The sequence below is a fragment of the Pseudomonas sp. JQ36 genome (assembly GCF_053851495.1).
This window is the reverse complement of sequence record NZ_CM132642.1, coordinates 4,209,657-4,223,354: the sequence shown is the minus strand read 5'-3', so window position 1 is coordinate 4,223,354 and position 13,698 is coordinate 4,209,657. Positions and strand designations below refer to the sequence as shown.

Sequence of the window (13,698 nt, the reverse complement as noted above, 5' to 3'; positions counted from 1 at the left end):
TTTTGCTGCGTCCGGCGTTTGAAAAAAGTCATGACGAACGGCAAAAGATCGACGCTTGACAAGATTTCGGCGTAAACGTATGTTTCAAACAACTGTTTGACCGTCACAACAAATCAACACGGTCGTTCATTCCCGGTTACATCAGCAGAGGTTTATCGCTATGCCTGACTACAAGGCCCCCTTGCGTGATATTCGCTTCGTTCGTGACGAACTGCTCGGCTACGAAGCGCACTATCAGAGCCTTCCAGCTTGCTCCGAAGCAACGCCGGACATGGTTGACGCCATTCTCGAAGAAGGCGCCAAGTTTTGTGAGCAGGTATTGGCACCGCTGAACCGCGTGGGCGACCTCGAAGGCTGCACCTGGAGCGAGTCCGGTGTGAAAACCCCGACTGGCTTCAAAGAAGCCTACAAGCAATTCGTCGAAGGCGGCTGGCCAAGCCTGGCGCACGACGTTGAGCATGGCGGTCAAGGCCTGCCGGAGTCGCTGGGTCTGGCTGTGAGCGAAATGGTCGGTGAAGCCAACTGGTCGTGGGGCATGTACCCAGGCTTGTCGCACGGCGCGATGAACACCATCTCCGAGCACGGCACCCCTGAGCAGCAAGAAGCCTATTTGACCAAACTGGTTTCCGGCGAGTGGACCGGCACCATGTGCCTGACCGAACCGCACTGCGGCACCGACCTGGGCATGCTGCGCACCAAGGCCGAGCCTCAGGCTGATGGTTCTTACAAAGTTTCCGGCACCAAGATCTTCATCTCGGCCGGTGAACACGACATGGCCGACAACATCGTCCACATCGTATTGGCCCGTCTGCCGGATGCTCCGGCTGGCACCAAAGGCATTTCCCTGTTCATCGTTCCCAAGTTCCTGCCGAACGCCGATGGCACCATCGGTGCGCGCAACGCCGTGAGCTGCGGTTCGCTGGAACACAAGATGGGCATCCACGGCAACGCCACTTGCGTGATGAACTTCGACGGCGCCACTGGTTTCCTGATCGGCCCGGCGAACAAAGGCCTGAACTGCATGTTCACTTTCATGAACACCGCACGTCTGGGTACCGCGCTGCAAGGTCTGGCCCACGCAGAGATCGGCTTCCAGGGTGGCCTGAAATACGCTCGCGATCGTCTGCAAATGCGTTCCCTGACTGGCCCGAAAGCGCCGGACAAGGCCGCTGACCCAATCATCGTGCACCCTGACGTACGTCGCATGCTGCTGACCATGAAGGCCTTCGCCGAAGGCAACCGCGCGATGGTGTACTTCACCGCCAAGCAGGTCGACATCGTCAAATACGGCGTGGACGAAGAAGAGAAGAAGAAAGCCGACGCACTGCTGGCGTTCATGACGCCAATCGCCAAGGCGTTCATGACCGAAGTCGGTTTCGAAGCGGCCAACCACGGCGTACAGATCTACGGCGGCCACGGCTTCATCGCCGAGTGGGGCATGGAGCAGAACGTTCGCGACAGCCGCATTTCGATGCTGTACGAAGGCACCACCGGCATCCAGGCACTCGACCTGCTGGGCCGTAAAGTGCTGATGACCCAAGGCGAGGCTCTGAAAGGCTTCACCAAGATCGTCCACAAGTTCTGCCAGAACAACGAAGGCAACGAAGCCGTCAAAGAATTCGTTGCACCGCTGGCTGCACTGAACAAGGAATGGGGCGAGCTGACCATGAAGGTCGGTATGGCTGCCATGAAGGATCGCGAAGAAGTTGGCGCGGCCTCCGTGGACTACCTGATGTACTCCGGTTACGCCTGCCTGGCCTACTTCTGGGCCGACATGGCACGTCTGGCCGCCGAGAAGCTGGCAGAAGGCACCGGCGACGCCGCGTTCTACACCGCCAAGCTGCAAACCGCGCGCTTCTACTTCCAGCGCATCCTGCCACGTACCCGTACCCACGTGGCCACCATGCTGTCGGGCGCCAACAACCTGATGGACATGAAAGAAGAAGACTTCGCACTGGGCTACTAAGCCTCAACGCGGTCTGACGAAAACCGCTGCTCCTTCGGGGGCAGCGGTTTTTTTGTTTCTGAATCGCTCAGCAACCCGGGTTTTCTGCCGTTACAGAGACTGCATGTGATCTGGATCACATTGTGTGTGCTTAACTGGCCACATTGCAGGCACAATGCCATCTCTTTGATATGACGGGTCGGAGCTTTACCCTTGCCGCGTTCTTCCGCTGTACGTTTCAGTCATTTCCTACCTTCACTGCTGTTGTTGCTTGCGGGGTTGGCGGCTGCGTACGTCAAAGACCTCAGCGTTTTCTTCACTTCGCTGTTCAACGTGTTGCCAACCCTGGTGCTGCTGTTGGGCGGCGCTTACTGTGCGGTTTACCGACGTCAACGCGAACTGTTTCTGATGCTCACGGTGTACATCGCCTACTTTCTGCTCGACACCCAGACCGACTATTACCGCGACAATGGCAAAGTGCGCGATGACGCTGCGGTGGTGTTCCACCTGGTCTGTCTGCTGCTGCCGTTGCTGTTCGGGCTGTTCGCCGCGTGGCAGGAACGTACCCATCTGTTCCAGGACATGGTCGCGCGGTTCGCCGTGTTGCTGGCCTTTGGCAGCGTCGCTCTGGGTCTGGAACAAAGTTATCCCCAGGCGTTGCTGATGTGGCTATCGGAAATTCGCTGGCCGGCGCTGCACGGCGCGTGGATGAGCCTGATCCAGATGTCTTATCCGGTGTTTCTTTCGGCGTTCCTGTTGCTGGCCTGGCAATACTGGCGCAATCCGCGTCCACTGCACGCGGCGCAATTGGTCGGCCTGCTCGGGGTGTTCTGGATGCTGCCGAAAACCTTCATCCTGCCGTTCACCCTGAACATCATGTGCAGCCAGGTCATGTTGATGATTGCCGCTGCCGTGGCGCATGAGGCCTATCAAATGGCCTTCCGCGATGAACTCACCGGTCTGCCGGGGCGGCGCGCGCTCAATGAGCGAATGCAGCGCCTGGGCCGCAATTATGTGCTGGCGATGAGCGACGTCGATCACTTCAAGAAATTCAACGACACCCACGGTCACGACGTCGGTGACCAAGTACTGCGGCTGGTCGCCAGCAAGCTGTCGAAAATCAGCGGTGGCGGTAGGGCATATCGCTATGGTGGTGAGGAATTCGCCTTGGTGTTTGCGGGCAAAACCCTCGAGGAGTGCATGCCGCACCTGGAAGTCATTCGCGAGTCGATTGCCTCCTACAACATCCAGTTGCGCAACCAGGAGAGCCGTCCGCAGGACGACCAGCAAGGTCGCCAGCGTCGTAGCGGCAGCGGTGCTTCCAGTGTGTCGGTCACGGTCAGTATCGGCGTCGCCGAGCGCGTCGAACAGCGCACCCCGGAAGAAGTCCTCAAGTCTGCCGACCAGGCGTTGTACAGCGCCAAGGGCGCCGGGCGTAACTGCGTCATGGCGTTTGGACAGAACCGTCGCGGTGCGGTGCGGATGGACAGCGCCGCTGGCTGACTCAAGCCACGCGTCATCACTCAAAAGCCCGCTGATTGCGGGCTTTGTTTTATCTCTGAATGTCAGTGACCAAAATTAACAAATCAGTCACCGGTTGACCCTATGTGTCGCAAAAGTTGTTGAGGTACACTCGGCCTCAACGAAAACACTCTTCCACGAATCACCTGTTTAGATCTTGCGAGGTTTGCCATGGCTGACTACAAAGCGCCGCTGCGCGATATGCGCTTCGTCCTCAATGAAGTATTCGAAGTCGCCAAACTCTGGGCCGAACTGCCGGCCTTGGCCGAGACTGTCGATGCAGAAACCGTAGAAGCCATTCTCGAAGAAGCCGGCAAGGTCACCAGCAAAAGCATCGCGCCACTGAGCCGTGCGGCCGACGAAGAAGGCTGCCACTGGAAGGACGGTGCCGTCAGCACCCCGGCCGGTTTCCCACAGGCCTATCAGACTTACGCCGAAGGCGGTTGGGTCGGTGTCGGCGGCGATCCGGCCTACGGCGGCATGGGCATGCCCAAGGCCGTTTCGGCTCAAGTAGAAGAGATGGTCAACTCTGCCAGCCTGTCGTTCGGTCTGTATCCGATGCTGACCGCCGGCGCCTGTCTGTCGATCAACGCCCACGCCAGCGAAGAGCTGAAAGCCGCGTACTTGCCGAACATGTACGCCGGCATCTGGGCCGGTTCGATGTGCCTGACCGAGCCGCACGCCGGCACCGACCTGGGCATCATCCGCACCAAGGCCGAACCGCAGGCTGACGGTTCCTACAAGGTCAGCGGCACCAAGATCTTCATCACCGGCGGTGAGCACGATCTGACCGAGAACATCATCCACCTGGTGCTGGCGAAACTGCCCGACGCACCGGCCGGACCGAAAGGCATCTCGCTGTTCCTGGTGCCGAAGTTCATGGTCAACGCCGATGGCAGCCTGGGCGCGCGCAACCCGGCCAACTGCGGTTCGATCGAACACAAGATGGGCATCCAGGCGTCCGCGACCTGCGTGATGAACTTCGACGAAGCCGTGGGCTATCTGGTCGGCGAGCCGAACAAGGGCCTGGCGGCGATGTTCACCATGATGAACTACGAGCGTCTGGGCGTCGGCATTCAAGGCCTGGCCAGCGGCGAGCGTTCCTACCAAAACGCCGTCGAATATGCGCGCGATCGTCTGCAGAGCCGTTCGCCGACCGGCGCGCAAAACAAGGACAAGGTTGCCGACCCGATCATCGTTCACCCGGACGTGCGTCGCATGCTGCTGACCATGAAAGCCTCGAACGAGGGCGGTCGCGCCTTCTCCACTTACGTGGCGATGCAACTCGACACCGCCAAGTTCAGCGAAGACGCCACCACCCGCAAACGCGCGGAAGATCTGGTCGCGCTGCTGACCCCGGTGGCCAAGGCGTTCCTCACCGACCTGGGTCTGGAAACCACCGTCCACGGCCAGCAGATTTTCGGCGGCCACGGCTACATTCGCGAGTGGGGTCAGGAGCAACTGGTGCGTGACGTGCGCATCACCCAGATCTACGAAGGTACCAACGGCATTCAGGCGCTGGACCTGGTCGGGCGCAAGATCGTCGGTAGCGGTGGCGCGTTCTACAAGCTGTTCGCAGACGAGATCCGCCACTTCACCGCGACCGCCAGCGCTGACCTCGGCGAATTCATCAAGCCGCTGAACGATGCCGTCAGCACCCTCGACGAGCTGACGGCGTGGCTGCTGGATCGGGCGAAAACCAATCCGAACGAAATCGGCGCGGCCTCGGTCGAATATCTGCAAGCGTTTGGCTACACCGCTTATGCCTACATGTGGGCACTGATGGCGAAAGCTGCGCTGGGCAAAGAAGCGCAGGACGATTTCTACGCCAGCAAGCTGGGCACCGCGCGCTTCTATTTCGCCCGTCTGCTGCCGCGTATCCACTCGTTGAGCGCGTCGGTGAAGGCGGGTAGCGAGTCGCTGTTCCTGCTGAATGCTGAGCAGTTCTGATGATGTAACGTCATGTAAGCATTCTCTTACATGACGTGCTGCTGTTCTCCCATAGGCGTAGATTGGATCCACAGCTAATCTACAACTCATGGACGTCGCGCAGGAAGCGCAAAGCAACAACACGGACACGTAGGATTCTGCCAGGGTGGCGGAGTGAAATGGATGTCAGGGAAACAGTCTGCAAAGCCCCGCTTCGGCGGGGTTTTCTTTTGCCTGCAGAAAAGTTTTCAGGCCAGCGGATCCAGTGGTGGCGCGGCTTTCAGCGGTTTTTCTTCACGCTGAATCACTTCTTCCAGCAACGTGCGCAGCAACGCCAGAGACGCCTGCTGACGCTGCACGTCGCGGCACACCAGCCCAACCTTCAGCGGCACCCGTGGTTCGCTCAACGGCTTCCACAGCAGATCCTGCTCGTCGTATTCCCGCTGTGAGCGCCCGGGCAGCACCGTCGCCAGTCTGGTGTGCGGCAAACTGTCGAGAATCCCCAGCATATTGTTCAGCTCGGCCTGCACTTGCGGGCGCCGACCCAGGCTGGTCAGTTGCGCCTGCCAGATCTGCCGGATCTGAAACTCTTCGCCCAGCAGCAACATTGGCAATTCCGCTGCCTGCCGCATCGAGACCTTTTTGAATTCACGCAGTGGGTGATCCGCCGGGATGACCAGCGTCAGCTCATCTTCATACAGCATCACGCCATGCAGCCCCGGTTGGCGCGGCGGCAAGTAGCTGATGCCGATGTCCAGCGAGCCGTTGAGCAAACGGCGCTCGATCTCCAGCCCCGTCAGTTCATAGATCTGCACCACAAGATGCGGCTGCGCCTTGCGCACCCGTTCGAGCATTTGCGGCACGAGGCTGGTGTGCACGGTTTGCAGTACGCCGATCGCCAGCGTACGCAAGGCCTGCCCCTTGAAGTTGCCCAGCGCTTCCCGCGCCCGCTGCAAACCGTCGAGCAGCGGCACGGCGTGGTTGTACAGCGTGTGCGCGGCAAGGGTTGGCAACAGGCGTTTGCTGCTGCGCTCGAACAGCGTGACGTCGAGGTTCTGTTCGAGCTGGCGAATCTGCTGCGACAGCGCCGGTTGCGAGATCGACAGGCGTTCGGCGGCCCGACCGACATGGCCCTCTTCGTAGACCGCGACGAAATAACGCAGTTGTTTGAAATCCATAAGTAACACTTATCGAAAATGCTGGTAAATCGAAATGGCCCGAAGCCGTCAGTGAGCCTAGTCTAACCGCAATCACAAGGCTTGCAGGGCCAGAGAGCGCGATGAATAGCGTTTGCTTCGATAAGGTTTGCATAGGCGGTTCAAAAAACCTCAAGCGAGGTTTTTTGCAATGAATCTGTTCAGTTTGCGGCGCCAGGCGCCGAGTCTTGATGACCTCGCATTCGAGGCCAATCCTGCTGATGCGGGCGAAAGCCTGAATGCCGAGCGGCTGATGCCCAGCGTCGAACGCCCGCAACAGGTGTTCGTTCGCGGTCAGGGCTCATGGCTGTGGGACAGCAACGACCGCGCTTATCTCGACTTCTCTCAGGCCGGCGGCGCCAACAGCCTCGGCCACAGCCCTTCGGCACTGGTCAAAGCCATCGCCAGTCAGGCTCAGGCGCTGATCAATCCCGGTTTCAATGTGCATAATCGCGGCATGCTCAGCCTTGCCGAGCGGTTGTGCGCCAGCACTTGCAGCGATCAGGCTTACCTGCTCAACAGCGGCAGTGAGGCCTGTGAAGCGGCGATCAAACTGGCGCGCAAATGGGGTCAACTGCATCGTGGCGGCGCGTCGCGGATCATCGTGGCCAAGCAAGGCTGTCACGGACGTAGTCTGGCGACGATTTCCGCGTCGGACAGTTGCAACCTGCACAACCGCTTCGCCCCGTCGCTGCCTGGTTTCGATTTGGTGCCGTTCAACGATTTGCCGGCGCTGCACGCAGCTGTCGACGCGCAAACCGTGGCAATCATGCTCGAACCGATCCAGAGCGATGCCGGGGTGATTCCGGCCACCGAGCATTACCTCAAGGGCGTCGAGCGCCTGTGCCGTGAGCTGGGCATTCTGCTGATCCTTGACGAGGTTCAGACCGGCATCGGCCGCTGCGGCACTTTGCTCGCCGAACAGTCCTACGGCGTGCGCGCCGATATCGTCGTGCTCGGCAAGGGCCTCGGCGGCGGCGTTCCTCTGGCGGCCCTGCTGGCCCGAGGCAAGGCCTGCTGTTTTGACGCCGGTGAGCTGGGCGGCACCCATCACGGCAACGCGCTGATGACAGCGGCCGGTCTGGTGGTGCTCGACAGCGTGCAGGACCGGGCGTTTCTGCAGCAGGTCAACGACCACGGCCAGCACTTGCGCGAAGGCCTCGCGCGACTGGCGCACCGTTACGGTCACGGTGAGCTGCGTGGGCAAGGTCTGTTCTGGGGACTGAGACTGTCAGAGGATTGCGCCGATGCTGTAGTCAAAGCCGCCTTGCATGAGGGCCTGCTGCTCAACGCGCCGCAAGCCAACTGCCTGCGTTTCACCCCGGCACTCACCGTCAGCAAGGCCAACATCGACGAAATGCTCCTGCGCCTGGCCCGCGCCTTCTCGCGAGTGCGTACCGCGCAACTGCAATGCCGCAAAGGGATTGCCGTCTGAGCTGAAGTTTCCTGCCCGATTTGAAGAACCGTCTCGCGGTATAACGCACGCCTCACGCCTGATTCTTTTGGCGTGGGGCGTTTTTTTGTGCCCGATGGTGGCGATCAAATGGCGTTTGCACTGAACCCTGACGAACGGCGCAGGTCGATTAGCTTGTATGGCTCATGTGAGCCAACCCCCATTCAGGAGCTGACCCATGGATTTCATTCGTATCATCATCGCCATTCTGTTGCCGCCACTGGGCGTGTTTCTGCAGGTCGGGTTCGGCGGCGCGTTCTGGCTGAATATTCTGCTGACCCTGTGCGGCTATATCCCGGGGATCGTGCATGCGGTGTACATCATCGCCAAGCGCTGAGTATTGCTGAGGCAGATAAACAGCTATCGCGAGCAGGCTCACTCCTACAGGGGATGCGTGTTGTGAATACGGTCAACTGTAGGAGTGAGCCTGGTCGCGATAGGGGCACCGCTATTTTGAAATGTAAATGCGATGCTCAGTCCACCAACCCAATCACCCGCCGATAAAACCGCCACTCCTGCTCCAGCGCATGCGCCTGATTCACCGCCCGGCGAAAGCCATGGCGTTCCTCGGCGTAGTAATGCGCCTCGACCGGAATGCCGTTTTGCTCCAGCGCCGCGACCATGTCGCGGGTTTGTTGCGGGACGACGACGGCATCCAGCTCACCCTGAAAGAAAATCACCGGCACCTGGATGTTGCTCGCGTGCAGTAGCGGCGTGCGGGCGGCATAGCGCTCGGCGTCCTGCTCAGGATCACCGATCAGCCAGTCCAGATAATCGCCTTCGAACTTGTGGGTCGCCCGGGCCAGTGCCACCGGGTCGCTGACGCCATAGAGGCTGGCGCCCGCGCGGAACACCTGCTGAAACGCCAACGCGCACAAAGTGGTGTAACCCCCGGCGCTGCCGCCGCGGATGAAGGCGCGCTCGCCGTCGATCAGGCCCTGCTCGGCCAGATACGTCACCACTGCGCAGGCGTCTTCAATATCCACCTCGCCCCAGCTCAGATGCAGCGCCTGACGGTATTCGCGGCCATAACCGCTGCTGCCGCGATAGTTGAGATCGGCGACGGCGAAGCCGCGTTGCGTCCAGTATTGAATGCGCGGGTCGAGCATCGGATAACAGGCCGAGGTCGGGCCACCGTGGATGAACACCACCAGCGGTGGCTTGGCTTCGTCGTTCATCGCCGGATAAAAGAACCCGTGAGCCTCACCGCTGCCGCTCGGGTAGCGCAAGGTCTGCGGACGGCTGATGCGCTCCGCCGGCAGAGGTGCCACACCGCCAGCCAGCACTTGCACTGAGTGGGTGGTGCGATCAATAGCGATCACGGTCGAAGGACTGATCGGCGAGGCGGCGATGCAGTAGATGAATTGCCGATCCAGCGCCAGATGCCGGAAGCGGCTGTAATTGCCGGTGAAGTCTTCACCGTTGAGCGCCAGGCGACCAAAACCACCTTCGCTCCAACTCGCCAGAAACGAATCGCCCACCGGCAACCAGGTGCAGCCACCCATTTGCCACGGGGCGGGCGCATGATCGGCCTCGGCGCAGGGCAGTCGCTGCAAACCGTCGGGCGTTTCGCTCCAGGGCTGCCAGAAACCGCCGCGGTCAGTCAGGCACAACAAGCGTCCTTTTGCGTCGAACCGGGGTTGCTGGATCGACTCTTCAAGGTCAGCCCCCGCCACGCAATGCGGTGCGCCGAAGCCACCCTCAGCCAGACGCTCGGCAACCATCAATCGGGTGGATGTCCACGGCTGGTGCGGCCGACTCCATTCGATCCAGGCCAGTCGCGAACCGTCCGGGCTGATGGTCGGCGCAGCGTAAAAGTCAGCACCTTCCGCCAGCAAATGCCGCGTGCCATCAGCCAGATCAATCGCTACCAGCCGATGCTGGTCGCGCAGCTCCTCAACCGCCAGCACCTGGCCGAAAGCAAAATGCAGATCGCCATAACGACACTCGCCAGAAGTCAGCACCTCGGGCGCGCCATCCAACGTCTGCCGATACAACTGCTGATCCGCCTCATTGACGAAAACCACTCCACTTGGCGTCAGACAAAACGCACCACCGCCATATTCGTACACCCGGCTACGCACGCTGAAGCCATTCGGCGTCAGGCATTTCGCTACGCCGTCGCGCCAGTGCCAGATCCGGCACGCGGCATCTTCGGGGCGATATTCGTTCCAGAACAAACCCTGGGCACCGAATTGCAGTTCGGCGAAGTCCATGCCGGCGGCGACGGCCTGGGCGGCGCTGAAAGGCTCAGCCCTTGGCGATGAGGCGTGAGTTTCGTTCATTACGGAAGGCCAGTTGTTCGATGGTCTGGGTGGCGGTCTCGGCTTCTTCGCGGGCCTTGAGAATCACGCCGTGATGTTCGGACTTGCTGCACACCGGATCGGCATTGCTCGCGTCACCCGTAAGCATGAACGCCTGACAGCGGCAGCCGCCGAAGTCCTGTTCCTTTTCGTCGCAAGAGCGGCACGGCTCGGGCATCCAGTCGTAACCGCGAAAGCGATTGAAGCCGAACGAGTCGTACCAGATGTGCTGCATGCTGTGGTCGCGCACGTTGGGAAATTGTACCGGCAGCTGTCGGGCACCATGACAGGGCAGGGCGGTTCCGTCCGGAGTAACGGTCAGAAAGATGCTGCCCCAGCCGTTCATGCAGGCTTTCGGGCGTTCTTCATAGTAGTCCGGAGTGACGAAAATCAACTTGCACGGATGCCCTTCGGCTTCCAGTTTGGCGCGGTATTCGTTGGTGATGCGTTCGGCACGCACCAGTTGTTCCTTGGTCGGCAACAGGCCGACACGGTTGAGCTGTGCCCAGCCGTAGAACTGGCAGGTGGCGAGCTCGACGAAGTCCGCTTCGAGCGCGATGCACAACTCAATGATGCGGTCGATCTTGTCGATGTTGTGCCGATGGGTGACGAAGTTCAGCACCATCGGATAGCCGTGGGCCTTCACCGCGCGAGCCATTTCCAGTTTTTGCGCGAAGGCTTTTTTCGAGCCAGCGAGCAGGTTGTTCACTTGCTCGTCACTGGCCTGGAAACTGATCTGGATGTGATCGAGGCCGGCCTTCTTGAAGTCGCTGATCTTCTGCTCGGTCAGACCGATGCCGGAAGTGATCAGGTTGGTGTAGAACCCCAGCTGCCGCGCTTCGTGGATCAGCTCGGCGAGGTCCTGACGCACCAGCGGTTCGCCACCGGAAAAGCCCAGTTGCGCCGCACCCATCTCCCGCGCCTCGCGGAAGACCTTGATCCACTGCTCGGTACTCAGTTCTTTGCCCTGCTCGGCGAAATCCAGTGGATTGGAGCAGTACGGGCATTGCAGCGGGCAGCGGTAGGTCAGCTCGGCGAGCAGCCACAGCGGCAGGCCGACTTCAGGTTTTGGCGGTACTTGCACCGATGCCTCAGGCAAGTTCGATCCAGTGCTGCGCACGGGCAACCTCCATGAATTGCTCGATGTCGTCACCGAGCTCGGGCACGCCGGGGAACTGCTCGTCGAGTTTGGCGATGATCGCCGCGACATCACGTTCACCGTCGATCAAACCACCGATCAGTGCGGCGCTCTCGTTGAGTTTGATCATGCCCTCGGGGTAGAGCAGCACGTGGCCTTTTTGCGCCGGCTCGTACTGGAAACGGTAGCCGGGACGCCAGGTCGGGATCTTGCTGCGATCAAAACTCATAGGGTGATTCCTTTGTGCCAGACCCGCTGCTCGGTGACGCTGTGATACGGCGGGCGGTTCAGTTCGTAAGCCATGCTCATGGCATCGAGCATGCTCCAAAGAATGTCCAGTTTGAACTGGAGAATTTCCAGCATGCGCTCCTGGCCTTCGCGGGTCTTGTAGTGCTCAAGCGTGATCGCCAGACCGTGCTCGACATCGCGCCGCGCCTGACCGAGGCGGGTGCGGAAATATTCGTAACCGGCCGGGTCGATCCACGGGTAATGCTGCGGCCAACTGTCGAGACGCGATTGGTGGATCTGCGGCGCGAACAGTTCGGTCAGCGAGCTGCTGGCGGCTTCCTGCCAACTGGCGCGGCGGGCGAAGTTGACGTAGGCGTCGACGGCGAAACGTACGCCGGGCAATACCAGCTCCTGGGAGCGCAATTGATCCGGGTCGAGACCGACGGCCTGACCGAGGCGCAGCCAGGCCTCGATCCCGCCGTCTTCACCGGGGGCGCCGTCGTGGTCGAGCAGGCGTTGAATCCACTCGCGACGAATCTCGCGATCGGGGCAATTGGCGAGGATCGCTGCGTCTTTCAGGGGGATGTTCACCTGATAGTAGAAGCGGTTGGCGACCCAGCCCTGAATCTGCTGGCGGGTGGCACGGCCTTCGTACATCGCCACGTGATACGGGTGGTAGATGTGGTAATAGGCGCCTTTGGCGCGCAGGGCCGCTTCGAATTCGGCGGGGGACAGCGGGGTGTCGCTCATTGCGGTTCTCCGGGGAACAACCGTTAAAATCCTGGGTGTCTGTGCGGACGTCTTCGCGAGCAAGCTCGCTCCCACAGGGTTTGTGAACGCCACAGATCCAATGTGGGAGCGAGCTTGCTCGCGAAGAGGCCGGTTGCTACAGCACAATACTCATGCCGTCATAGGCCACTTCAACATTACGCCGCGCCAGCTCCGCGCGCTCCGGCGAATCTTCATCGAGAATCGGGTTGGTGTTGTTGATGTGGATAAGCACCTTGCGTTGCTCGGGAAGCTGTTCCAGCACTTCGAGCATGCCGCCGGGGCCGTTCTGTGCCAGGTGGCCCATCTCGCGACCGGTGCGGGTGCCGACGCCACGGCGCTGCATTTCATCGTCATCCCACAGCGTGCCGTCCACCAGCAGGCAATCACTGCCGGTCATGATTTCCAGCAGCGGTGCGTCGACCTTGCCCAGGCCCGGGGCGTAAAACAGTTTGCCGCCCGTGTTGAGGTCTTCGACGATCAGGCCGATGTTGTCGCCCGGGTGCGGGTCGAAACGGTGCGGCGAATACGGTGGCGCCGCGCTGCGCAACGGCAGCGGGGTGAAGCGCAGGTTCGGGCAGGCCGCAACGGTGAAGCTCTGGTCGAGCTCGATGCGGTTCCAGTTCAGCCCGCCGTTCCAGTGGGTCAGCATCTTGAACAGCGGGAAACCGGTGCTCAAATCTTCGTGAACCATGTCCGTGCACCAGACCTGATGCGGGCAGCCTTCGCGCAGGCTGAGCAGGCCGGTGGTGTGGTCGATCTGGCTGTCCATCAGGATGATCGCGCTGATGCCGGTGTCGCGCAGGGCGCGGCCCGGTTGCATCGGGGCGAAGCTCTGCAGTTGCGCGCGGATGTCCGGCGAAGCGTTGCACAGCACCCAGTTCACGCCGTCATCGGAAATCGCGATGGATGATTGGGTGCGGGCCTTGGCATTCAGGCTGCCGTCGCGAAAGCCTGCGCAATTGACGCAGTTGCAGTTCCACTGCGGAAATCCGCCACCGGCGGCCGAACCCAGAATCTGGACGAACATGAACGCTCCCATCTTTCAACGCTGAAAATAAAACGCCCCGGCGAGCCGAGGCGTTGCACTGCAAGTCTGCGTAGGCAGAACTCAGCGGCTGGCGAAGTACATGGTGACTTCGAAGCCGATACGCAGGTCGGTGTAAGCCGGTTTTGTCCAGGACATGGGTGTCTCCTTCAGGGTGGGTGGGATAGCG

General features: G+C 60.7%; 12 protein-coding genes. 5 read left to right on the top strand and 7 right to left on the bottom strand.

The features are described from left to right. Positions 1–160: 160 nt before the first annotated feature. The 3 genes from ACS4NR_RS19080 (at position 161) to ACS4NR_RS19070 (ending at position 5,416) form a co-directional block, all read left to right on the top strand. Positions 161–1,966, top strand: coding sequence for a phenylacyl-CoA dehydrogenase (locus tag ACS4NR_RS19080; protein ID WP_095137437.1), 1,806 nt, complete (start codon positions 161–163; stop codon positions 1,964–1,966). A 192-nt stretch (positions 1,967–2,158) separates the two neighbouring features. Further along, positions 2,159–3,448 carry a GGDEF domain-containing protein gene (locus tag ACS4NR_RS19075; protein ID WP_456018069.1) on the top strand — a complete coding sequence of 430 codons (1,290 nt, stop codon included), beginning with the start codon at positions 2,159–2,161 and terminating at the stop codon, positions 3,446–3,448. A 189-nt stretch (positions 3,449–3,637) separates the two neighbouring features. Continuing rightward, positions 3,638–5,416, top strand: a complete 1,779-nt coding sequence (locus ACS4NR_RS19070; protein ID WP_456018068.1) for an acyl-CoA dehydrogenase C-terminal domain-containing protein — start codon at positions 3,638–3,640, stop codon at positions 5,414–5,416. Positions 5,417–5,643: 227 nt separating this feature from the next. Here ACS4NR_RS19070 and ACS4NR_RS19065 read toward each other — a convergent pair whose 3' ends face one another. After that, entirely contained in the window at positions 5,644–6,573 is a 930-nt protein-coding gene (locus ACS4NR_RS19065) for a LysR family transcriptional regulator (protein WP_456018067.1), read from the bottom strand. Between the two features lie 169 nt (positions 6,574–6,742). Between ACS4NR_RS19065 and ACS4NR_RS19060 the strand changes: the two genes are divergently transcribed. Both ACS4NR_RS19060 and ACS4NR_RS19055 read left to right on the top strand, forming a co-directional pair. Next, complete coding sequence (locus ACS4NR_RS19060; protein ID WP_456018066.1) at positions 6,743–8,026, top strand: aspartate aminotransferase family protein; 1,284 nt, start codon at positions 6,743–6,745, stop codon at positions 8,024–8,026. Positions 8,027–8,222: 196 nt separating this feature from the next. Continuing rightward, positions 8,223–8,381 (top strand): YqaE/Pmp3 family membrane protein, encoded by a 159-nt coding sequence (locus tag ACS4NR_RS19055; RefSeq protein ID WP_003228885.1) that lies wholly within the window; start codon positions 8,223–8,225, stop codon positions 8,379–8,381. A gap of 136 nt (positions 8,382–8,517) precedes the next feature. Here the strand turns inward: ACS4NR_RS19055 and ACS4NR_RS19050 are convergent, their stop codons facing one another. The 6 genes from ACS4NR_RS19050 to pqqA all read right to left on the bottom strand — a co-directional run bounded on the left by ACS4NR_RS19050 (position 8,518) and on the right by pqqA (position 13,667). After that, entirely contained in the window at positions 8,518–10,329 is a 1,812-nt protein-coding gene (locus tag ACS4NR_RS19050; protein WP_456018065.1) for a prolyl oligopeptidase family serine peptidase, read from the bottom strand. Next, a complete protein-coding gene (gene pqqE, locus ACS4NR_RS19045) occupies positions 10,295–11,467 on the bottom strand; it encodes a pyrroloquinoline quinone biosynthesis protein PqqE (RefSeq protein WP_134787479.1) in 1,173 nt (390 codons plus the stop codon). Before pqqE ends, ACS4NR_RS19050 begins: the two co-directional genes overlap by 35 nt. Continuing rightward, on the bottom strand, positions 11,439–11,714 hold the full coding sequence (pqqD, locus tag ACS4NR_RS19040; RefSeq protein WP_095137430.1) for a pyrroloquinoline quinone biosynthesis peptide chaperone PqqD: 276 nt from the start codon (positions 11,712–11,714) through the stop codon (positions 11,439–11,441). The genes pqqE and pqqD overlap by 29 nt, the downstream gene beginning before the upstream one ends. Further along, entirely contained in the window at positions 11,711–12,463 is a 753-nt protein-coding gene (gene pqqC, locus ACS4NR_RS19035; RefSeq protein WP_456018064.1) for a pyrroloquinoline-quinone synthase PqqC, read from the bottom strand. The genes pqqD and pqqC overlap by 4 nt, the downstream gene beginning before the upstream one ends. Positions 12,464–12,599: 136 nt before the next feature. Beyond that, positions 12,600–13,511, bottom strand: coding sequence for a pyrroloquinoline quinone biosynthesis protein PqqB (pqqB, locus tag ACS4NR_RS19030; RefSeq protein ID WP_456018063.1), 912 nt, complete (start codon positions 13,509–13,511; stop codon positions 12,600–12,602). A gap of 81 nt (positions 13,512–13,592) precedes the next feature. Then, complete coding sequence (gene pqqA / locus ACS4NR_RS19025) at positions 13,593–13,667, bottom strand: pyrroloquinoline quinone precursor peptide PqqA (RefSeq protein WP_003422658.1); 75 nt, start codon at positions 13,665–13,667, stop codon at positions 13,593–13,595. Positions 13,668–13,698 lie beyond the last annotated feature (31 nt).

Excerpts from the sequence above, each read along its gene's own strand:
- pqqB (WP_456018063.1), bottom strand. The coding sequence starts at position 13,511 with ATGTTCGTCCAGATTCTGGGTTCGGCCGCCGGTGGCGGATTTCCGCAG.
- ACS4NR_RS19060 (WP_456018066.1), top strand. The coding sequence starts at position 6,743 with ATGAATCTGTTCAGTTTGCGGCGCCAGGCGCCGAGTCTTGATGACCTC.
- ACS4NR_RS19050 (WP_456018065.1), bottom strand. The coding sequence starts at position 10,329 with ATGAACGAAACTCACGCCTCATCGCCAAGGGCTGAGCCTTTCAGCGCC.
- ACS4NR_RS19080 (WP_095137437.1), top strand. The coding sequence starts at position 161 with ATGCCTGACTACAAGGCCCCCTTGCGTGATATTCGCTTCGTTCGTGAC.
- ACS4NR_RS19055 (WP_003228885.1), top strand. The coding sequence starts at position 8,223 with ATGGATTTCATTCGTATCATCATCGCCATTCTGTTGCCGCCACTGGGC.
- ACS4NR_RS19070 (WP_456018068.1), top strand. The coding sequence starts at position 3,638 with ATGGCTGACTACAAAGCGCCGCTGCGCGATATGCGCTTCGTCCTCAAT.
- pqqC (WP_456018064.1), bottom strand. The coding sequence starts at position 12,463 with ATGAGCGACACCCCGCTGTCCCCCGCCGAATTCGAAGCGGCCCTGCGC.
- pqqD (WP_095137430.1), bottom strand. The coding sequence starts at position 11,714 with ATGAGTTTTGATCGCAGCAAGATCCCGACCTGGCGTCCCGGCTACCGT.
- ACS4NR_RS19065 (WP_456018067.1), bottom strand. The coding sequence starts at position 6,573 with ATGGATTTCAAACAACTGCGTTATTTCGTCGCGGTCTACGAAGAGGGC.